Below are 21,724 nucleotides of genomic sequence, written 5' to 3'. Positions count from 1 at the left end.
TTGCGCTTTTAAAAAGCAGAATAACAACAAGATGATATACGATTTCAATAAAATCGAAGCCAAATGGCAGAAATATTGGGCAGTAAACCAAACGTTTAAAGCCGAAAACCACAGCGAAAAACCAAAATATTATGTGTTAGATATGTTCCCTTACCCAAGTGGTGCTGGTTTACACGTAGGGCATCCGCTAGGTTATATTGCATCCGATATTTATGCACGTTATAAACGCCATCAAGGATTTAATGTACTGCATCCGCAGGGGTACGATAGTTTTGGATTGCCAGCCGAGCAGTATGCCATTCAAACAGGACAGCATCCTGCCATTACTACCGAAACCAATATTGCGACTTACCGCAGACAGTTAGATCAAATTGGATTTTCATTCGATTGGAGTCGTGAAGTTCGTACAAGTGACCCAAGTTATTACAAATGGACCCAATGGATTTTTATTCAGCTATTTAATTCTTGGTATAATAACAACAATGGTAAAGCTGAAGATATTTCAGAATTAATAAACATATTTGCTACAGAAGGAAATGCCCATGTAAATGCGGTATGCGATGATGATGTAGAGGCGTTTACAGCCGCAGAATGGGCTGCTTTTTCAAGCAAAAAACAACAACAAATATTACTACAATACCGATTAACGTATTTAGCCGAAACAGAAGTTAACTGGTGTCCTGCTTTAGGAACCGTTTTAGCAAACGATGAAATTGTTAATGGTGTTTCAGAACGTGGTGGTCATCCTGTAATTCGTAAAAAAATGACCCAATGGAGTATGCGTATTTCGGCTTATGCCGAACGTTTATTACAAGGGTTGGAAACCATCGATTGGACCGATTCTTTAAAGGAAAGTCAGCGTAACTGGATAGGAAAGTCGGTAGGGGCTGCAGTACGTTTTAATCTTATTGGTCACGATGCGGTTATTGATGTTTTTACAACCAGACCCGATACAATTTTTGGAGTGTCGTTCATGACATTGGCGCCAGAGCACGATTTAGTTTCTCAAATAACAACACCAGAACAAAAAGCCGAGGTAGAAGCATACATTGAAGCGACTGCAAAACGAAGCGAACGCGACCGTATGGCCGATGTTAAAACCATTTCGGGTGCCTTTACAGGAGCCTATGCCGAGCATCCTTTTACAAAACAACCTATTCCGGTTTGGATAGGCGATTACGTTTTAGCAGGCTATGGTACAGGGGCTGTTATGTCGGTGCCTTGTGGCGACCAACGTGATTACGATTTTGCGAAGCATTTTAATATTGAAATCCCTAATATTTTTGAAGGCGTCGATATTTCTAAAGAAGCTTTCGCCGATAAAGACAAAACGATTATTTCGAATTCCGATTTTCTAAACGGACTTTCATACAAAGAAGCCACCAAGAAAATAATTTCAGAATTAGAAGCATTAGGACAAGGACAAGGAAAAACCAATTACCGTTTGCGTGATGCGGTATTTAGTCGCCAACGTTATTGGGGTGAGCCTTTTCCAGTGTATTATATAGATGGAATGCCACAAATGATTGATGCAAAACATTTACCAATAAAATTACCAGAGGTTGAAAAATATTTACCAACCGAAACAGGCGAGCCACCATTAGGGAATGCCACCGTTTGGGCTTGGGACACCACTAAAAATGAAGTGGTTTCAAACGATTTAATTGATAACAAAACCGTTTTTCCTTTAGAATTAAACACCATGCCAGGTTGGGCAGGTAGTTCGTGGTATTTTAATCGTTATATGGATTCTCAAAACGATGATGCATTTGCGAGTAAAGAATCTTTAGAGTACTGGAAAGATGTCGATTTATACATAGGCGGTAGCGAGCATGCTACTGGGCATTTGTTATATTCTCGTTTTTGGCAAAAATTCTTATTCGATAAAGGTGTTGTACCCGTCGATGAGTTTGCAAAAAAACTTATAAACCAAGGTATGATTTTGGGGACGAGTGCTTTTGTTAATTTGTTAAGAGTTATAGTTGAAGACGATAAAGGAAATGCGACTAAAGAAACTCTTTTGATAACTGATGATTTAGTAGTTGAATTTTCAGATTCCAAGCAAATTTCAGATGATTACCACAATAATCTTTTATCAGAATTTAACAAGGTAATTAAAATAGAAGTTCAAAAATATTTTGCATTGGATGAAAATGGCGGAAGACAAGTAGAATCAATCAAATATAATATTAATGATATGATGAGGATTCATGCTGATGTATCATTTGTTAATGCTTCTAATGAATTAAATTTTGAAGCTTTTAAAAATTGGAGAGAAGAATTTGCTAAAGTTATTCCTATTGAAGATGGTGGAAAAATTATAGTTTCTCGCGAAGTCGAAAAAATGTCGAAATCCAAATACAACGTAGTCAATCCAGATCAAATTTGTATCGACTACGGTGCCGATAGTTTACGACTTTACGAAATGTTTTTAGGGCCATTAGAGCAATATAAACCTTGGAATACCGCAGGTATTACTGGTGTGCACGGCTTTCTTAAAAAACTATGGAAATTATATGTTGGTGAAAATGGCTTGCAAGTTACCAATGCAGAACCAACAAAAGATAGTTTAAAAACGCTTCATAAAACCATAAAAAAGGTACAGGAAGATATCGAGAATTTCTCGTTTAATACTTCGGTTTCAACATTTATGATTGCTGTTAACGAATTAACGGCTCAAAAGTGTACTTCAAAAACTATTTTAGAGCCTTTATTGGTGTTAATTTCACCTTATGCTCCACATATTGCAGAAGAATTGTGGCATCAGTTGGGCTATAATACGTCTATTTCAACAGCGCCATTCCCAGAGTTTGATGCGAGTCATTTAATAGAAAGTAGCAAAAATTATCCTATTTCGTTTAACGGGAAAACCCGATTTACGCTAGAATTTCCAATGGATATGAGTAAAGATGCTATTGAAAAAGCCGTGTTAGAACACGAAAAAACCCAAGAACAATTACAAGGGCGTACCCCTAAAAAAGTTATTGTTGTTCCTGGTAAAATTGTAAATATAGTAGGTTAATATATTTGTGTTTTAAACACAAAAAAACAATCTTTTAAAACACCTCTTACTTTTTAGTTTGGGGTGTTTTTTTTATTAAATACTTCAAATTTTATCAATCTAAAACGCATTTTATTTTATTCCTATTAAATTGGTAGTAATTGTTTAATTATTAATTTATTGTTAAAGTGGTTAATAATAATGTATATAAAACTGAAATTTGCTGAATATTATCAAATAACAAGTTTGGTTTTAAACCATTTTTAACTAACTAATTAAATTATATTCAAAATGAAAATTGGTATTCCTATTGAAATTAAAAATAATGAGAACAGAGTAGGGATGACTCCTTCTGGAGTATTCGAATTAACAAAAAGAAATCACGAAGTGTTTGTTCAAAAAAATGCTGGTTTTGGAAGTGGTTTTTTTGATAAAGATTATGTTGATGCTGGAGCAACTATTCTGGATACCATTGAAGAGGTTTACAACATTGCCGAAATGATTGTTAAGGTTAAAGAACCAATAGAAAAAGAATATAGTTTAATTAAACCAAATCAGGTTGTATTTACGTATTTCCACTTTGCATCAAGCGAGCCTTTAACCCATGCCATGATAGCTAGTAAAGCGGTTTGTATCGCTTACGAAACAGTTGAAGACGCCAATGGTGCTTTACCATTATTAATACCAATGTCTGAAGTTGCAGGTAGAATGTCTATTCAACAAGGGGCTAAATATTTAGAGAAACCAATTAAAGGACGTGGTGTTTTACTAGGCGGTGTTCCTGGTGTAGCTCCAGGTAAAGTTTTGGTATTAGGTGCAGGTGTTGTAGGTATTCAGGCAGCAAAAATGGCAGCTAGTTTAGGAGCGAATGTAACGGTTTTAGATATTAACTTACCACAATTACGTCACGTATGTAATATCATGCCTCCAAACGTTGTGACAGAATTTTCAAGTGAGTATAACATTAGAAAACATATTAAAGATGCCGATTTAATTATTGGTGGTGTATTAATTAAAGGTGCTAAAGCTCCTAAATTAATAACAAGAGATATGTTAAAAGAAATGCGTCCAGGAACTGTAATCGTTGATGTGGCAGTCGATCAAGGAGGTTGTTTTGAAACCACTAAAGCAACAACTCACGAAGATCCAACTTTTATTATTGATGATGTTGTACATTACTGTGTGGCTAATATGCCAGGTGCTGTACCTTACACTTCTACCGTTGCTTTAACAAACGTAACATTACCTTATGTTATTAAGTTAGCAAACGAAGGTTGGGAAAAAGCATGTAGCGAAAGTGCCCCATTAGCAAAAGGATTAAACATTGTTAAAGGAAACATCGTTTATAAAGAAATCGCAGAAGCTTTCGATTTAGAGTATTCAGCTTAATATAAATTTCCAATAATTTTAAAGCGGAACTTCATGTATTTGAAGTTCCGCTTTTTTTTAAATATTTTTTTAACTGACAGAATATCATTCAGAACAAATTGGCGTTATTTTTGTCATATTTATTTTAGTAATTAAAATAATAAAAAGAGAAACATGATTGGATATTATATATTATTAGGTGGTATAGCTTTAATAAGCTGGTTAGTAAGCAGCACATTAAAGCGAAAGTTTGAAAAGTATTCTAAAATACATTTAAGAAATGGCATGAGCGGTAAGGAAATTGCCGAAAAAATGCTGTCAGATAATGGTATTTACGATGTTGAGGTGATATCAACTCCTGGTCGTTTAACAGACCATTACAATCCAAAAAACAAAACTGTAAACTTAAGTGAAGCTGTTTATAACGAGCGTAATGCAGCAGCAGCAGCAGTTGCAGCACACGAATGTGGTCATGCCGTACAACATGCCAGAGCTTACGAGTGGTTAACCATGCGTTCTGCATTGGTGCCTATAGTAAGTGTTACTTCTGGAATGTCGCAGTGGGTTATTATTGGTGGTTTAATGCTTGGTGCTGCAGCCGGATTAGGCTTAGGTTATTGGGTAGCAGTAGCTGGTTTAGTTATGATGGGTTTTGCAACGTTATTTAGCTTTATAACCTTACCTGTAGAGTACGACGCAAGTAACCGCGCTTTGGCCTGGTTAAAAAGTAAAAACATGGTAACACCCGATGAATATAAAGGCTCTGAAGATGCGCTTAAATGGGCAGCCAGAACCTATTTAGTTGCAGCCATTGGTGCTTTGGCCAATTTAGTTTATTGGGGCTTTAGAGTGTTTGCTGGCGGAAGAGACTAATTTTTTAAAATATAAATGATAGCCCTGAACCTTTTCAGGGCTTTTTTGTTTCTTTACTTTTTTAATAATAGCAAATGAATAACCCAATTACATACTATAAAAAGCATTCAGAGATTTATCAAACCGAAGCACAAAAGCTTCATAAGCAAACAGCGCTTTTAAGCATTTTAAGACTATTTGTTTTTGTAACTACTGGTTTTGCAATTTATGCAACCTTCGCTTCTTGGCAGGTGGCTGTTTTTATTGGTATGCTAGGAACGGCTATATTTTTGTTTTTGCTTTCAAAATACAATGCAACAAAAGCAAAAAGAGATTTTAATAAAGCTCTTGTAGACATTAACGATGATGAAATTAAAATAGCTTCGGGAGATTTTTACAATCGTGATGCAGGTATAGAATATCAAGATCCGAAACATTTTTACAGTTTAGATATCGATTTATTTGGACGCGGATCTTTTTATCAGTTTATAAATAGAACAACCAGTGCCGAAGGCGCTTTAAAACTGGCAAATGCTTTAAAGGCGAATGATATTTATAATATTGAAGCTAGACAAGAAGCAATTAAAGAATTAAGTGAAAAACCAGAATGGCGACAACACTATCAGGCTACATCTAGCTTGGTGCATATAGAAACACCTGCAAAACAAATTATTAGTTGGGTTGTAACCCACAAACCCTTTTTACCAAAGGCCATGCGATGGATTCCTATGGTGTTTTCTATCATATCTGTTTTTTTAATGATTGGTGTTTATTTTGAAACCATAGCACCGTCGTTTGTTGGGTATTGGTTGGTTATAGGGTTGGGTCTTACGGGCTTATATCTTAAAAAAATAAATGTATTAGCTTTCAATTCAGATAAACTAAAAGACACCTTTAGGCAGTATGCATCCTTGTTGCAATTAATTGAAAAAGAAACTTTTACTTCCGAGTTGTTGAAAGAAAAGCAAAAGAAAATTCAACAGGAAGGCGAGAAAGCTTCGGCGATTTTTAAAGCGTTTTCAAATCATTTGGATGCTCTAGACAATCGAAATAATTTAATATCGGCCATTTTTGGAAACGGCTTATTTCTAACAGATTTAAGAAACAGTTATAAAATTGAATTATGGATTGCAGCACATGCCAATAAAGTAGCCGATTGGTTTGACGTGGTTTCGTTTTTTGATGCTTATAATTCATTATCAAATTTCGTATTTAACAAACCCGAATTTGTATTTCCTGAAATTAAAAATGAAGGAGCCATTATTACAGCTGAAGCTTTGGGGCACCCGCTACTAAAAACTGAAAAACGCGTGAATAGCGATGTAACTATTAACAATGAACAGTTTTTAATTGTAACCGGTGCAAATATGGCTGGTAAAAGTACCTTTTTAAGAACCATATCCTTACATATTGTTATGGCTAACATGGGGCTTCCCGTTTGTGCGAAGTCTAGTAAATATAAGCCTATAAGGTTAATTACCAGTATGCGAACTACCGATTCGTTAACCGATGATAGTTCGTATTTCTTTTCCGAATTAACCCGCCTAAAATACATTGTAGACACCATAAAAGAAGCGCCTTATTTTATTGTTTTAGATGAAATTTTAAAAGGCATAAATAGCACCGATAAAGCTATTGGCTCTCGCAAGTTTGTCGAAAAATTAGTAGCTTCAAAAGCCACGGGCATTATTGCTACCCACGATTTAAGTCTTTGTGAAATTGAAACCGAATTAGAACAAGTTAAAAACTATTATTTTGATGCCGAAATTGTTAATGACGAACTTTATTTTGATTATACACTAAAACAAGGTGTTTGTAAAAATATGAATGCCTCCTTCCTGCTTAAAAAAATGGAAATTGTATAAAAATGAATAAGTTTCGAAATTTGTTTGTTAAAAGTATTACAAAACAATAGGCGCTGGCATTAGAAATGCTTATATTATAGATAGTAAAATATCAACTAAAAATTTAAAAATGAATAACATGAAGTGGATTTATATGGTAACCTTATTTTTAATCGTGTCTTGTGGTAGTAGCGAGCGTGTTATTACTAATGATGGTAGTGTGTATAAGGTGAAAGGAGATCGTTTTTATAACAAAGGCGAAGAAGTTACAGAGCAATTAACAGATATCGAGAAGAAACGTATTAGCTCGATTTTAGAAAAGCGTTTAGAGGCCGAAAAATTAGCCGAAAATAAACAAGACGAAATAGCCAAAGCCTTAAAAGATTTAAGAGATAAAGAGCAGGAGTTGAAAGAAAAACAACGCCAACTAGAAGACCAAATAAACAGGCGACAAGAAGCTCGAGAAGATTTTTTTGAAGTAAAAAAGGAGTTAACAAGCGTTAAAAATGATTATCAAGAACTTAAAGATAAAGGCGAGTTATCTCCCAAAGAAGAGGCGAAATGGAAAAAACGTCTTAAAAAATTAGAGAAAGAGGTAAAAGAAGCCGAATTAAAAGTGAATAATTAGTTTGTACGAATGGCATCTTAGCTATAGTAAGAGTAAGTAGTTTTTAATTTTTTTTATGGAATACAAGTCCAAACTTCCAAATGTTGGAACCACAATTTTCGCAACCATGAGTGCCTTGGCGTCTCAGCATAATGCCATTAATTTATCTCAAGGGTTTCCAGATTTTAAAAGCGATAAAAAACTAATCGATTTGGTTAGTAAAGCCATGAATTCTGGTTACAATCATTATGCTCCCATGCGAGGCGATGATCAATTAAGAGCGCTTATTTCTAAAAAGTTTGAAGCGCTCTACAATACATGCTATCATCCCGAAACCGAAATTACTGTAACGGCTGGTGCTACCCAAGCTATTTTTACCATTATTACCACCTTTATTAATCCTGGCGATGAGGTGATTGTTTTTAAACCGGCTTACGATAGTTACGAACCCAATATTATTCTTAATGGAGGAGTTGTAGTGCCCATTCAAATGGATGGCGCGCAAGATTTTAAAATCGATTGGAACCATGTAAAAGCAAAAATTAATAATAAAACAAAAATGATTATTATTAATACGCCACACAATCCAACAGGAACGATTCTTTCTAAAGAAGATATGTTGCATTTGCAAGAAATTACTAAAAACACCAATATTATTGTCTTAAGTGATGAGGTTTACGAACATATGATTTTCGATGGCGAAAAGCATCAAAGTGCCTGTTTGTTTCCCGATTTAAAAGCTCGAAGTTTTGTGGTGGCTTCATTTTGTAAAACCTTTCATAATACCGGTTGGCGTGTGGGGTATTGTTGCGCTCCAAAAGTGTTAATGGACGAATTTTTAAAAGTACATCAATTTAACGTGTTTTGTATTCATCATCCCACTCAAAAGGGCATTGCCGAGTATATGAAAGAGCCAAAACATTATTTAGAATTATCAGATTTTTATCAAAAGAAAAGGGATTTATTTTTAAATTTAATCAAAGATTCTAGGTTTCAATTTACAGCATCAAAAGGCACGTATTTTCAGGTTCTAGATTACTCTGCAATCACCATGGATAACGATGTCGATTATGCTAAAAAACTAACCGTAGAATCTGGAATAGCATCCATTCCTTTATCGGTTTTTAATACGAATAATTTAGATAATAAAGTACTTCGATTTTGTTTTGCAAAAACCGAAGAAACCCTTAAAAAGGCTGCTAACATTTTAAATAGTATTTAATATGCAAGAACAACTTCATGTAGCCATAATTCAAAGCGATTTAGTTTGGGAAAACCCCAAACAAAACAGAGCTAATTTTAAAGAAAAAATAAAAAGTATTACCAAGCCTTTAGACATTATTGTTTTACCCGAAATGTTTACAACAGGCTTTACCATGAATGCTTCGGCCCTTGCCGAGACCATGACAGGTAAAACGGTAACATGGATGCAAAACATGGCAACCAAGTTTAATGCCGCTATTGTTGGAAGTATTATTATTACCGAAAACGAAAAGTTTTACAACCGCCTTTTATTTGTAACACCAGATGGCACTTTAGAATATTACGATAAGCGCCATACGTTTACCTTGGCAGGCGAAGATAAAGTGTACGATGCTGGAACGCAGCGTTACTCAACCGAATATAAAGGTTGGATTATTTGTCCGTTAATTTGTTACGACTTGCGTTTCCCTGTTTGGGCAAGAAATGTCGATAATTACGATGTGTTACTTTATGTGGCAAACTGGCCAAAAGCTCGAATTTTTGCTTGGGATACCTTGCTAAAAGCGCGCGCTATAGAAAACATGAGTTATGTGGTGGGCGTAAATCGTATTGGTTTAGACCAGGCTCAAAACGAATATTGCGGGCATTCGGCGGTTTACGACGTTACAGGGAATACCATTTCCAGTATCAAACCCAACAGAGAGCAAATTGAAATTGTCACTTTAGAGCGCTCTCATATTAATTTTTACCGCAACAAACTCCGGTTTTTAGACGATAAAGACGATTTTACTTTGCTGTTGTAAAGTTTAACGTTTGTTCGAGTCCCCAATCGGCACGAACTTCTTCTTCCATTTCAAAATGACCAACACGTTCTGGTTGTATCTTTTTAAGATAATTACCAGTATCGTACTTACCATTTCCATTGGCATCAAAAACAACCCGAATAAAATATTTACCGGCATTCAAGTTATAAAAGTCCAGTTTTTCGGGTTTTGTAGAATATTGCTCGAATTTAACTTCGCCTTTTTCGTTAGTTAACTGAAAAATTATGGGGTAAGTCGCATTATTTAACGTAAAACGCACATAACCAAAATCGGAAGCTTTTTTGGTGTTCACCGAGTAATTAAGGGTGTCTTTGTTGGTGTTATTATAGAAATCTGTAAAAGCTTCAGGTAGTATTTTTATTTTATAATTATTTTCTTCAACCTTTTTAAAATCAATAGCATAGCTGTTATTTAAAGTATCTAAAAATGTTTTAAATGCTATTTTTGTAGAATCTTTATCCATTAAACTCACTTTAGAAGCATCAAAATTAACAAATGGCACGGTACCTATAATTTTAAAAGGGTCATCTAAAGCTGCAGGAGATTCACTTTTTAGCGTTAATGTATCTTTCTTTTGATCGCGAATTTTTACCGTATAATCTTTGTTAAAATTGGCTTTAGATACATTAAAAATAAGCGAGTCGGTTTCAAATTTAGGCTTGTACCAGTAATAAAGTGTGTCGGTTTTCTCGTCTTTAGTAATTCGATATTCAAAATCGTCTGGTGTATCAGATTTTAAATTAATTGCCATCCCCTTAAAATCACCTTCAAAACCAAAACCAATTTTATTACCTCCGGCAAGGTAAGGGCGAGACGCTTTAAAATCAATTTCTTCAGAAAATAATTTCAATGTAAATAAGGAATCTGTTGGAACCGTAATAAACTCCTTATAAAAGGCAATTTCATCTGTTTTTTGTTGAAATTTATTATCGCCATTCACATCTTTTAAAGCAATAAGCAAATACTTTCCTGCTTTAATATTTTCAATAGTAAACGTCGTAACACTATCTAAGGTATTCGTTAAATATTTAGGTGTTTCTTTGTAAATAATAGAATCGTTAAAGGTTGAGTCTACTTCATATAAAGCCACATTTACAAAGGTTTTTGGCTTACGGTAGTATGCGTCTGTAATATTTCCTTTTACGGTAAGAGAATCTATGTAATCGCCAGTAGAAAATACGTAGCGATAATAAGGATACGGATTCCCTTCGTTGTTATCGGTAATGCTGTTTCCAAAGTTAAAAGCGTACGTGGTATTAGGCTGTAAAGTATCGAAAATTTTAATGGTAATGTATTTACTCGCTCCACCAAGCGGCGTAATTTCTGGTTGGGTTTTCATTGGTGGCGAAATAATAAGCTGCTTTTGGATGTCTTTTATTTTAATGTACTCATCAAAATAAATTTTAATCACTTTGCCTTTAAAATTCGTTGTAAAATTTTCTGGAACAGACGATACAATTACGGGAGGCGTTACATCTTTTGGTCCGCCATCTGGATTGCCTCGGTTTGCACAATTAACTATAATTAAGCCTATAAATGTGAGTAAAATTAAATTCGAAAGGATTTTGCGCATCGCCTAATTTAAAATTTTTACAAACCTACATAAATTTAAAGATATAACGACAAACTCTTTATGCTATTGCCATGGTAGCAACGCTAATTTTTATGTTTTTAATTTGTGTTAATGCCAAAATACAGGCCTCTAAAGTCGCCCCGGTGGTAATTATATCATCAACCAAAAGAATATGTTTGTTTTCTACATGCGCTGCATTGCCAATGGCAAACAATTCGTCGTTGTTATTCCATCGCGACAAGCGTATTTTATTTACCTGCGACTGTGTATTTGTAATTTTAACAAGCACATCGTCTCTAAACTCGGTTTGCAAAGCTTCAGCAATTTGTTGGCCAAATTTAGTAACCTGGTTATAACCACGTTTTCTTAATTTATTTTGGTGTAAAGGCACGGGTATCACCAAGTCAATATCTTTATAAGCATCTAAGTTTTTAAGCTCGCCACCCAGCCAATTACCCAAACAAACACCAACACTTTCATAGCCTTTGTACTTTAAGCCATGAATAAGCTGCTGCACGAGTCCCTTTTTTTCAAATCGAAATAAGGCAGTTGCATGTGCAATCTTTGCCCGCCCGTAAAGTACGTTTTTAACCGTTTCGTCCTGGTTAAAATGAAAATTAGTAACAGGTAAATCATGTCTGCAACTCACACAAATAGTATCCTCATTGTCTTTTAAAACATTAAGACAGGCATAACAAACTTTTGGGAAGCATAAATTAATAACCAATTCAAGCATGAAAAAACTATAATTATTTGGGCGTTACCACAAGGGTCGGGCTTTCCGCACTCGCTTTTTTCCTCCTACCGTCGTAAAAAGAGCTCAAACAATTGCTCCAATCCCTAACGCATTTAAAAATAAGTAAATTCATGCTTAATTTTTAACAAAGAATTCAATTTGTTTGTTGCGGTTTTTTATTTTTGCACCATGGCAAATCAAGACGATCAATTTAAAAAAGTAATCTCTCACGCAAAGGAGTATGGTTACGTATTTCAGAGTAGTGAAATCTACGACGGATTAAGTGCAGTTTACGACTACGCACAAAATGGTGCAGAATTAAAGAAAAACATTCGCGACTACTGGTGGAAAGCCATGGTACAAATGAATGAAAATATAGTAGGTATCGATGCCGCAATATTTATGCATCCAACCACATGGAAAGCTTCTGGGCACGTTGATGCCTTTAACGATCCATTAATTGATAATAAAGATTCTAAAAAACGCTACAGAGCCGATGTTTTAATAGAAGACTATTGTGCAAAAATTGAAGCGAAAATAGATAAAGAAGTAGAAAAAGCCGCAAAACGCTTTGGCGATGCTTTTAATAAAGAAGAATTTGTTTCAACAAATCCAAGAGTTTTAGGCTACCAAGAAAAAATTAACGAGACGCTATCGCGTATGGCAAAATCTTTAGAAAACGAAGACTTAGCCGATGTTAAAGCGCTTATTGAAGAATTAGAAATAGCCGATCCATTAACAGGCAGCAGAAACTGGACCGATGTAAAACAGTTTAACCTTATGTTTGGTACAAAACTGGGAGCTTCGGCCGAAAATGCCATGGATTTATACTTGCGTCCAGAAACAGCACAAGGTATTTTTGTTAACTTTTTAAACGTGCAAAAAACAAGCCGTTTAAAAATACCATTTGGTATTGCGCAAACAGGTAAAGCCTTTAGAAATGAAATTGTTGCGAGACAATTTATTTTTAGAATGCGTGAGTTTGAACAAATGGAAATGCAATTTTTTATTAAACCAGGTACACAAGTAGAATGGTATAATCATTGGAAAGAAACACGTTTAAAATGGCATTTATCTCTTGGTATGGGAGCAGAAAATTACCGTTTTCACGATCATGAGAAATTGGCACACTACGCCGATGCTGCTGCCGATATTGAATTTAAATTCCCATTCGGATTTAAAGAATTAGAAGGTATTCACTCACGTACCGATTTCGATTTATCGCAACACGAGAAATATTCTGGTAAAAAATTACAATATTTCGACCCAGAAGAAAATAAAAGCTATGTGCCTTACGTGTTAGAAACCTCTATTGGTTTAGACCGTATGTTCTTAGCGGTTTTCTCAAACTCTCTAGTTGAAGAAGAATTGGAAAACGGAACCACGCGAACTGTTTTAAAATTACCAAGTGTTTTAGCACCAGTAAAAGCCGCTATTTTACCATTGGTTAAAAAAGATGGTCTGCCAGAAGTTGCCAGAAAAATAGTTGAAGATTTAAAATGGGATTTCAACGTCGATTATGACGAGAAAGACGCTGTAGGACGTCGTTACAGAAGACAAGATGCTAACGGTACACCGTTTTGTATCACTGTCGATCACGACACCTTAGAAGATAACACCGTTACCATTCGTTATAGAGATACCATGGAGCAAAAACGTGTTAAAATAGACGATTTACGAGATATCATTAAGCAAGAAGTCGATGTACGTTCTTGGTTAATGAAAATGTAATACACATTTTAATAAAATATAAAACCCCCAAAGTAAACCTTGGGGGTTTTTATTTATAAATGTATTTTCTTTAAATTTTAATTTGTCTATCAATTTGTTGGTCTAACGAAATTAACGATTCGGTTCTTAAAACGCCTCTAATTGTTTGTATATCATTATTTAGCAACTGCATTAAATGGGCGTTGTTTCTAGAAAGTAGCTTTATAAAAATATTAAATTGGCCTGTAGTATAATGGCATTCTAAAACCTCAGGTATACGTTTTAGGGCTTTAACAACATCGTCATTATTAGTTGCCTGTTCTAAATATATACCCACAAAGGCCAGTGTTGAATAGCCTAAGGCTTTCTCGTTAATTATAAATTTTGAGCCTACAAGTAATTTAGATTTTTCAAGTTTTCTTAAACGTTGATGAATGGCAGCACCAGAAATGCCCACATGTCTGGCTATTTCAAGAATGGGTGTGCGAGCATCTTCTGTTAAAGCCCGAAGTATTTTTTTATCAATACCATCAATAGTAATTTGTTTTGTATCCATGAGCTTATAGCTTCAAATTAAAACTTAAAGTTAATTATTTAGTTTTAAATTGAAAGGATACTTGTAATTTTGTAATAACAATGTAAACCTTTAAAACAGATATTAATGGATAATAAAATTTTAATAACTGCAGCGATATTTGGTGTTTTATCTATTGTTTTAGGAGCTTTTGGTGCACATGCCTTAAAAGAACTCATTCCCGTGACTTCACAACAAACCTTTGAAACAGGGGTGCGTTATCAAATGTATCATGCTCTTTTTCTATTGTTTATAGGTAGTGCCAATTTGTTAACTCAAAAAACCAAAAATGTCATTTATTATTTAACGCTTATTGGCGTGGTCTTTTTCTCGGGTTCTATTTATTTTTTAGCGACAAATACTTTAACTAATTTCGATTTTAAAGTTATTGGGTTTATAACTCCAATTGGAGGTTTACTTTTAATGCTTTCTTGGTTAACATTATTTGTTAATTTCTTAAAAAATAAGTGTTAAAATAATAATAATGAATTTTATTTGACCTAATTTTGGTATTTAAATAATTTAAAGCCATAATATGGGACACTTAGATCAATTTACGAAAACGATTTCGTTAGATGCTTACGGTATAAAAAATGCCAATGTTAAATACCAATTAAGCCCAAATGAGTTGCACGATATTGCTATCGAAAAAGGACAAGCAGTAGAGGCGGCTTCTGGAGCTTTAGCTGTTAATACAGGTGAATTTACGGGGCGTTCTCCTAAAGACCGATTTATTGTTAAAGACGATATTACTAAAGACCGCGTTTGGTGGGGCGATATTAATATTCCTTTTGATGCAGATAAGTTTGATGCCTTATATAATAAGGTTACAGATTATTTATCTAACAAAGAAATTTTTGTTAGAGATTGCTATGCCTGTGCAGATGAAGATTATAAGTTAAACATTCGTGTTATTAACGAATATCCTTGGAGCAATCAATTTGCGTATAATATGTTTTTAAGACCAACCGATGAAGAATTGGAACATTTTGAATCGGAGTGGACTGTTATAAATGCTCCTGGTTTTTTGGCAAACCCCGAAACCGATGGTACACGTCAGCATAATTTTGCTATTTTAAATTTTACTAGAAAAATAGCACTTATTGGAGGTACGGGCTACACCGGTGAAATTAAAAAAGGCATTTTTTCAGCCTTAAATTTTATTCTTCCAGTATACAAAAACACACTTCCAATGCATTGCAGTGCCAATGTAGGTAAAGAGGGCGATACTGCTATTTTCTTCGGTTTGTCTGGTACAGGAAAAACCACCTTATCTACAGATCCTAATCGCAGTTTAATAGGAGATGATGAGCATGGTTGGACCTCGCGCGATTCTGTTTTTAATTTCGAGGGTGGTTGTTACGCAAAGGTTATTAATCTTTCTAGAGAAAACGAACCAGAAATATTTGATGCTATTAAAAAAGGCGCCATTTTAGAAAATGTGGTTTTAGATTCTCAAGGACATGTTAATTTTGAAGATACTTCTATTACACAAAACACACGAGTAAGTTATCCTATACATCATATTGAAAACATTCAGATGCCATCAACAGGTAAAAATCCTAAAAATATTTTCTTTTTAACTGCCGATGCTTTTGGCGTATTGCCTCCAATATCTAAATTAACGCCAAGTCAGGCTGCCTATCATTTTATTTCGGGTTATACGGCTAAAGTGGCAGGAACCGAAGCGGGTATTGTAGAACCACAGCCATCGTTTTCAGCTTGTTTTGGAGCGCCTTTTATGCCTTTGCACCCAACTAAATACGCCGAAATGTTAAGCAAAAAAATGAAAGATTCTGGGGTAAATGTTTGGTTGGTAAATACGGGTTGGACTGGCGGTCCTTATGGGGTTGGAACCCGAATGAAACTTAAATATACACGCGCCATGATTCATGCGGTTTTAAGTGGCGATTTAGGCTTGTATAGTTATGATAATTACCACATTCACTCTGTTTTTGGAGTGGCACAACCAAGAGAATGTCCGGGTGTACCAACAACAGTTTTGAGTCCGAGAGCAACATGGAATAACGATGGAGCTTACTATAAGACGGCTTTTAAATTGTCTAATGCGTTTCGAGAAAACTTTAAAAAATATGAAGCATATGCCAGTGAAGAAATTCGCCGTGGCGGTCCGCAGCGCTATGCATTTTAATTAATAAAAAAAGGGATGATTTAAATCATCCCTTTTTTGTTTTATGGTATTTAGGTTTATTTTACTTTGTTAACCTTTTCGATGTATTTCTCTAAAGCCATAGTCATAGAAGGTGTCTCTGGCGTTGGTGCAGCAATATCTACACGCAATCCTTTTTCTTCTACCGCTTTAATGGTAGTATTTCCAAAAACAGCAATACGCGTGTTATTTTGTTTAAAGTCTGGGAAATTATGGAATAAGGATTCTATTCCAGACGGACTAAAAAATACTAATATATCGTAGTAAACATCGGCTAAATCAGAAAGATCGCTAATTACAGTTTTGTAAAAAATAGCCTGTTTCCAGTTAACTCCCAAAGCATTTAAAGTGTCTGGCACTTCATCTTTAACTTTATCAGTATTTGGCAATAAAAACTTTTCGTCTTTATATTTTTTAATTAATGGAGAAAGCTCCGAAAAGGTACGTTTACCAACATAAATTTTACGCTTTCTGTAAACTACATATTTTTGAAGGTAGTAAGCAACTGCTTCAGATTGACAAAAATATTTAAGAGTATCCGGCACTTTATAACGCATTTCTTCGGCAACTCTAAAAAAGTGATCAACCGCATTTCGGCTTGTTAAAATAATGGCCGTGTAGTTGTTTAAATCAACTTTTTGTTGTCTTATTTCTTTAGCAGAAACACCTTCCACATGAATAAAAGGTCTAAAGTCTATTTTTACTTTTTGCTTTTCAATTAAATCGAAATAAGGGGAGTTTTCTATTTTAGGTTCTGGTTGAGATACTAAAATTGTTTTCACTTTCATAAGTACAAGTAGTATGTTAGGTGTCTTTAAGAAACAAACACCTTATATAAAATAACATAGGGTGCGATTTCAAGAGCGCAAAGATACAAAATAAAATAAAAAAAGTTAGCTTTTATTAAACTTTGATGCGATTTAATGGTAGTAATTAGCCCAATAATATTAACAATTAACAAAAATATAATTATGGGGTAAATTAAAATTAACGAAGGACGAAAACTATAAAGTAAAAGAGCGTTTAATGGAATTAAAACAAGGCCCAAAAAATTCTTATAAGTAATTTTTTGAAACAAGTATAAATCGGTAATTCTATCTATTTCAAACAAACTTCCAATTAAGCGTTCTAGAAGTACTTTTATTAGAATAAAAGCACCAATGCCAACGGTAATTTTAATAATATTTTCAATAGTATTAATATTTAAACCTGTTAAATTCTGATAAATTATAATAAAAAAAACAGCCGACGAGAGTAGAAGATTAAAAAATAATAAAGCCTCAAATTTGTCTAAAAACTTTTGGTCGCGCGCATAAATTTTAAGGTACTTAGAGTTTCCTAAAACATAAATAAAGTCACTAAAACGCTTAGGCTCTATTAACTTTGTAATAGCCACCGATATGAGTCCAATTACCAAAAAAATGGTAAATAATTCGTTAGATACAGTTTCCCTAAGCATGTTGTAAAATTATTATATTTATTTTACTAGAAGCTTTAATTATTAAGGAATATTTAAAATAAATAAAGTTGTAATAATGTACATTTGCTAAAAATAGTATTGATTTTAAAACCGAAGAATGACAGATGCACTTGTTATTATTCCTACCTATAACGAGATAGAGAATATTGAAGCTATAATTAAAGCTGTATTTTCACAGTCAGATGCTATTCATATTTTGGTAGTCGACGACAATTCTCCAGATTTAACAGCATTAAAGGTTAAGCAGCTTCAGGAATTGTTTCCTGAGCGGTTACATCTGGAAGTTAGAAAGGAAAAATCTGGACTAGGAACAGCGTATATTCATGGTTTTAAATGGAGTTTAAAAAACAACTATCAATATATTTTTGAAATGGACGCCGATTTTTCACACAATCCATCCGATTTACCAAAATTGTACCATGCCTGTCATGTTAATCAAGCCGATGTCGCCATAGGTTCGCGTTATGTAAAAGGCGTAAATGTTGTAAATTGGCCCATGAGTCGCGTTTTAATGTCGTATTTTGCATCGAAATATGTGCGTTTTATTACAGGAATGAATATTCATGATACTACCGCAGGGTTTGTTTGTTATAAACGCAAAGTTTTAGAAAATATCGATTTAAATCATATTAAATTTATTGGCTATGCCTTTCAAATTGAAATGAAATTTAAAGCATATTTAAAACAATTTAAAATAGAAGAAGTACCAGTAATTTTTACCGATAGAACACAAGGCGAATCAAAATTAAGTTCAGGAATTATCTCGGAAGCTATTTTTGGAGTGATTTCTATGAAATTAAAAAGTCTATTTAAAAAAGTAGATACATTATGAAACCGAAAACTACATTAATTAAAAATGCTCATATTGTAAATGAAGGTGTCATTTTAAAAGGTGATATTTTAATTGAAGATGAGTTTATTAAAGAAATTAACGAATCTATTAGTGCAAAATCTTCTGATGTTTATGTTATCGATGCCGAAGGCAAATATTTGTTTCCAGGAGCTATCGATGATCAAGTGCATTTTAGAGAACCAGGTCTAACCGAAAAAGCAACCATAGAAACCGAATCTAGAGCAGCTGTTGCAGGTGGTATTACCTCGTTTGTAGAAATGCCAAATACCAATCCGCAAACCACAACAGTAGAAAAGTTAGAAGAGAAATTTGAGATAGCATCTAAAACGTCTTACGCAAATTATTCGTTTATGTTTGGAGGAACAAACGATAATTTAGATGAAATTTTAAAGGTAGACCCTAAAACGGTAGCAGGATTAAAATTGTTTTTAGGATCATCGACAGGGAATATGTTGGTTGACGACCCAGTAGTTTTGGAGAAAATTTTCAAAAGCACCAACATGGTAATTTCAGTTCATTGTGAAGATGAAGCTACCATAAAAAAGAACTTCCAGGAACATCTGGACAAGTATGGAGAGGATATACCTATAAAATATCATCCAGTAATTAGAAGCGAAGAAGCTTGTTATTTATCATCATCTAAGGCCATTGAATTAGCAAAAAAAACGGGTGCCAGATTACATGTTTTTCATTTGTCAACTGGAAAAGAAACCAATTTGTTTTCAAATAAAATACCTCTAAAAGACAAAAAAATAACGGCCGAGGTTTGTATACATCATCTGTGGTTTTCAGATGAAGATTACGATAAAAAAGGAACCCTTATCAAATGGAATCCTGCGGTAAAAACCAAAAAAGATCGTGCTCAATTGTGGGAGGCTTTGTTAGACGATAGAATTGATGTTATTGCTACAGATCATGCGCCACATACGATAAAAGAAAAAAATAACGTTTATACCAAGGCGCCTTCTGGCGGACCACTGGTGCAGCATGCCTTACCAGCTATGTTAGAAATGTTCCATAAAGATAAAATTTCAGTAGAAAAAATAGTTGAAAAAATGTGTCATAACCCAGCTATTTTATTCGAAATTGAAAAAAGAGGCTTTATAAAAGAAGGGTATTATGCAGATTTGGTATTAATAGATTTGAATAATCCGTGGACGGTTAATAAAGAAAATATTTTATATAAATGTAAATGGTCTCCGTTTGAAGGCACTACGTTTAAGTCTAGAATTACTCATACCTTCGTAAATGGTAGTTTGGTCTATCAAAACGCTAAGGTTTCAGATGTGAAGGCTGCAAAACGATTAACTTTTAATAGATAATGTTAAAACAAACGCTATTTTATTTCTGTATTATTTTAATTATTGCTTCTTGTAATAAATATGGAGGGCCCGATAAACCCGATAATTTAATCTCAAAAAGCGATATGGTTAAAATATTAATAGATTCTAAAATTATTAGTTCTGCAACCTCTGCGAATAAAATAATACTGGAAAAACATGGCGTAAATTTAGAGACGTATGTTTTTGAAAAATATAAAATAGATAGTTTGCAATTTGCACAGAGTAATAGTTATTACGCCCATAATATTAAGGATTACGAAGAAATTTATGATAAAGTTATTGATAGTTTAGAGCGTCTTAAAGTGTATCTAAACGATTTAAAGCTAAAACTGGAAAAGGAAGAAAAGAAAAAGGAAACCGACTCGATCGACATATTAAGAGCAAAAGATTCTATAAAACGTTTTGCAATTAGAGATTCTATTTTAAAAATAGATTCACTTAAAACACAATTACATTTAAACAGAAAAGAAGCGTCTCATGAAGGGGTTTTAGTTAGTCCTGTTTCAGATAGAGATTAGCAATGTGAGCTATAGTCACCTCTATTGGAGTGAAAGAAACTTCTAAGGCTTTTGTAACTTTAACACTCGAGTAATATGTTTCTGAGGTTAAAGATTCGGCGAGATGTTTGGTAAGTATACGTCGTTTTCCTGTTAACTTATGTTTTAACCAATCTAATTTCCAAGCAAAATAAAGTAACGAAGCACTAGCTAATTTTTCAGGTTTTTTAGCATTTACAGATAGGCTTAAAGTTTGTAAAAAGCGCTTGTAAGTCCAATTTTCTGCTACAAGTATATAGCGTTGGTTTACAATATCGCTTTCTAGAAGTAATATCATAATTTTCACTACATCTTCAACAGCTATTAAACCTATGGTTCCTGAAGTAAAGTATTTAATTCCTTTTTGAGCTTTTCTAAATAAGTTTCCTGTGCCGTACTTCCAGATGCCAGCACCTAATATAACCCCAGGATTTACAATAACAGCTTGTAACCCTTCTTGAGTGCCTCGCCAAACTTCCATTTCGGCACCATATTTTGTAATCGCATAAACACTGTTATCGTCTTCGGGATTCCAAATAGAATCTTCGGTTATAAAACCATCGTTTACTTCTTTACCAAGTGTAGCAATAGAACTTACATAACATAATTTTTTAATGTTATGAAACAAACAAAAATTAACAACATTGGCTGTGCCTTCAATATTTATTTTGCGTAATTGTTTATATCTGTTGGGTTCAAACGATACTAAAGCTGCACAATGGTAGACGTAAGTTACATCTTTAAAGGCATAATCTAATTCGGTAATATTTAAAATATCGGCCTTAACCCATTCAATAGAATTAAATAGTGTTTCAAAATTCTTAGTATAGCAGGCAAACACATCTTTTGTGTTTTTAAGTTTTTGTTCGTTTCTATAAATAGCGCGAACCTTTTTGTTATTGCTAACAAGGTTAAAAAGTAAATGCGAACCAACTAAGCCTGTGCCTCCAGTAACTAAAATCATGCAACTAAAGTAAAGAATTATTCAGAATACAGGAGTAATTATTCTTTGATTTTTATCTTTGCCAAAGTTTACAATAAATAATAGAA

The 21,724-nt window shown here is 34.0% G+C and carries 19 protein-coding genes; 13 read left to right on the top strand and 6 right to left on the bottom strand.

The features are described from left to right. Positions 1 to 31: 31 nt before the first annotated feature. From AW14_RS02210 to AW14_RS02180, 7 genes are all read left to right on the top strand, one after another. Positions 32 to 3,022 (top strand): leucine--tRNA ligase, encoded by a 2,991-nt coding sequence (locus AW14_RS02210; protein ID WP_044637325.1) that lies wholly within the window; start codon positions 32 to 34, stop codon positions 3,020 to 3,022. Positions 3,023 to 3,292: 270 nt separating this feature from the next. After that, positions 3,293 to 4,390 (top strand): alanine dehydrogenase, encoded by a 1,098-nt coding sequence (ald, locus tag AW14_RS02205; protein ID WP_044637324.1) that lies wholly within the window; start codon positions 3,293 to 3,295, stop codon positions 4,388 to 4,390. Between the two features lie 153 nt (positions 4,391 to 4,543). Then, positions 4,544 to 5,242 carry a zinc metallopeptidase gene (locus AW14_RS02200; RefSeq protein ID WP_044637323.1) on the top strand — a complete coding sequence of 233 codons (699 nt, stop codon included), beginning with the start codon at positions 4,544 to 4,546 and terminating at the stop codon, positions 5,240 to 5,242. Between the two features lie 74 nt (positions 5,243 to 5,316). After that, a complete protein-coding gene (locus tag AW14_RS02195) occupies positions 5,317 to 7,086 on the top strand; it encodes a MutS-related protein (RefSeq protein ID WP_044637322.1) in 1,770 nt (589 codons plus the stop codon). Between the two features lie 118 nt (positions 7,087 to 7,204). Continuing rightward, positions 7,205 to 7,693 carry a hypothetical protein gene (locus AW14_RS02190; RefSeq protein ID WP_154662106.1) on the top strand — a complete coding sequence of 163 codons (489 nt, stop codon included), beginning with the start codon at positions 7,205 to 7,207 and terminating at the stop codon, positions 7,691 to 7,693. A gap of 55 nt (positions 7,694 to 7,748) precedes the next feature. Next, a complete protein-coding gene (locus tag AW14_RS02185; RefSeq protein ID WP_044637320.1) occupies positions 7,749 to 8,894 on the top strand; it encodes a methionine aminotransferase in 1,146 nt (381 codons plus the stop codon). A 1-nt stretch (position 8,895) separates the two neighbouring features. Continuing rightward, a complete protein-coding gene (locus tag AW14_RS02180) occupies positions 8,896 to 9,678 on the top strand; it encodes an amidohydrolase (RefSeq protein ID WP_044637319.1) in 783 nt (260 codons plus the stop codon). Here the strand turns inward: AW14_RS02180 and AW14_RS02175 are convergent. After that, positions 9,662 to 11,272 carry an Ig-like domain-containing protein gene (locus AW14_RS02175; RefSeq protein WP_044637318.1) on the bottom strand — a complete coding sequence of 537 codons (1,611 nt, stop codon included), beginning with the start codon at positions 11,270 to 11,272 and terminating at the stop codon, positions 9,662 to 9,664. The two genes, AW14_RS02180 and AW14_RS02175, sit on opposite strands and share 17 nt — an antisense overlap. A gap of 58 nt (positions 11,273 to 11,330) precedes the next feature. Further along, positions 11,331 to 12,008: a ComF family protein gene (locus AW14_RS02170; RefSeq protein WP_044637317.1), complete on the bottom strand. Its 678-nt coding sequence runs from the start codon at positions 12,006 to 12,008 to the stop codon at positions 11,331 to 11,333. 189 nt (positions 12,009 to 12,197) lie between these two features. Between AW14_RS02170 and AW14_RS02165 the strand changes: the two genes are divergently transcribed. Beyond that, a complete protein-coding gene (locus AW14_RS02165; RefSeq protein WP_044637316.1) occupies positions 12,198 to 13,739 on the top strand; it encodes a glycine--tRNA ligase in 1,542 nt (513 codons plus the stop codon). Between the two features lie 70 nt (positions 13,740 to 13,809). Here the strand turns inward: AW14_RS02165 and AW14_RS02160 are convergent, their stop codons facing one another. Beyond that, positions 13,810 to 14,274 (bottom strand): Lrp/AsnC ligand binding domain-containing protein, encoded by a 465-nt coding sequence (locus AW14_RS02160; RefSeq protein WP_044637315.1) that lies wholly within the window; start codon positions 14,272 to 14,274, stop codon positions 13,810 to 13,812. Positions 14,275 to 14,379: 105 nt separating this feature from the next. On the opposite strand from AW14_RS02160, the gene AW14_RS02155 reads away from it, so the two are divergent. After that, complete coding sequence (locus tag AW14_RS02155; protein WP_044637314.1) at positions 14,380 to 14,766, top strand: DUF423 domain-containing protein; 387 nt, start codon at positions 14,380 to 14,382, stop codon at positions 14,764 to 14,766. A gap of 61 nt (positions 14,767 to 14,827) precedes the next feature. Next, a complete protein-coding gene (pckA, locus tag AW14_RS02150; protein ID WP_044637313.1) occupies positions 14,828 to 16,444 on the top strand; it encodes a phosphoenolpyruvate carboxykinase (ATP) in 1,617 nt (538 codons plus the stop codon). A gap of 56 nt (positions 16,445 to 16,500) precedes the next feature. On the opposite strand, the gene AW14_RS02145 is transcribed toward pckA, so the two are convergent. Further along, on the bottom strand, positions 16,501 to 17,250 hold the full coding sequence (locus AW14_RS02145; RefSeq protein WP_044637312.1) for a uroporphyrinogen-III synthase: 750 nt from the start codon (positions 17,248 to 17,250) through the stop codon (positions 16,501 to 16,503). Between the two features lie 26 nt (positions 17,251 to 17,276). Beyond that, positions 17,277 to 17,921, bottom strand: a complete 645-nt coding sequence (locus tag AW14_RS02140; protein WP_044637311.1) for a DUF4271 domain-containing protein — start codon at positions 17,919 to 17,921, stop codon at positions 17,277 to 17,279. Positions 17,922 to 18,039: 118 nt separating this feature from the next. On the opposite strand from AW14_RS02140, the gene AW14_RS02135 reads away from it, so the two are divergent. The 3 genes from AW14_RS02135 to AW14_RS02125 are packed head-to-tail and all read left to right on the top strand — an operon-like array spanning position 18,040 to position 20,656. Continuing rightward, positions 18,040 to 18,774 carry a polyprenol monophosphomannose synthase gene (locus AW14_RS02135; protein WP_044637310.1) on the top strand — a complete coding sequence of 245 codons (735 nt, stop codon included), beginning with the start codon at positions 18,040 to 18,042 and terminating at the stop codon, positions 18,772 to 18,774. Then, complete coding sequence (locus tag AW14_RS02130; protein WP_044637309.1) at positions 18,771 to 20,117, top strand: dihydroorotase; 1,347 nt, start codon at positions 18,771 to 18,773, stop codon at positions 20,115 to 20,117. Before AW14_RS02135 ends, AW14_RS02130 begins: the two co-directional genes overlap by 4 nt. Next, the gene (locus AW14_RS02125) at positions 20,117 to 20,656 is read left to right on the top strand and encodes a DUF4296 domain-containing protein (RefSeq protein ID WP_052647410.1); all 540 of its coding nucleotides are present in this window, start codon (positions 20,117 to 20,119) and stop codon (positions 20,654 to 20,656) included. The genes AW14_RS02130 and AW14_RS02125 overlap by 1 nt, the downstream gene beginning before the upstream one ends. On the opposite strand, the gene AW14_RS02120 is transcribed toward AW14_RS02125, so the two are convergent. Continuing rightward, entirely contained in the window at positions 20,631 to 21,638 is a 1,008-nt protein-coding gene (locus AW14_RS02120) for an NAD-dependent epimerase/dehydratase family protein (protein WP_044637308.1), read from the bottom strand. The genes AW14_RS02125 and AW14_RS02120 overlap by 26 nt on opposite strands. Between the last annotated feature and the right edge of the window lie 86 nt (positions 21,639 to 21,724).

The sequence above is a fragment of the Siansivirga zeaxanthinifaciens CC-SAMT-1 genome, assembly GCF_000941055.1.
Taxonomy (GTDB): Bacteria; Bacteroidota; Bacteroidia; order Flavobacteriales; family Flavobacteriaceae; genus Siansivirga; species Siansivirga zeaxanthinifaciens.
This window is presented reverse-complemented; position numbering and strand designations above follow the sequence as displayed.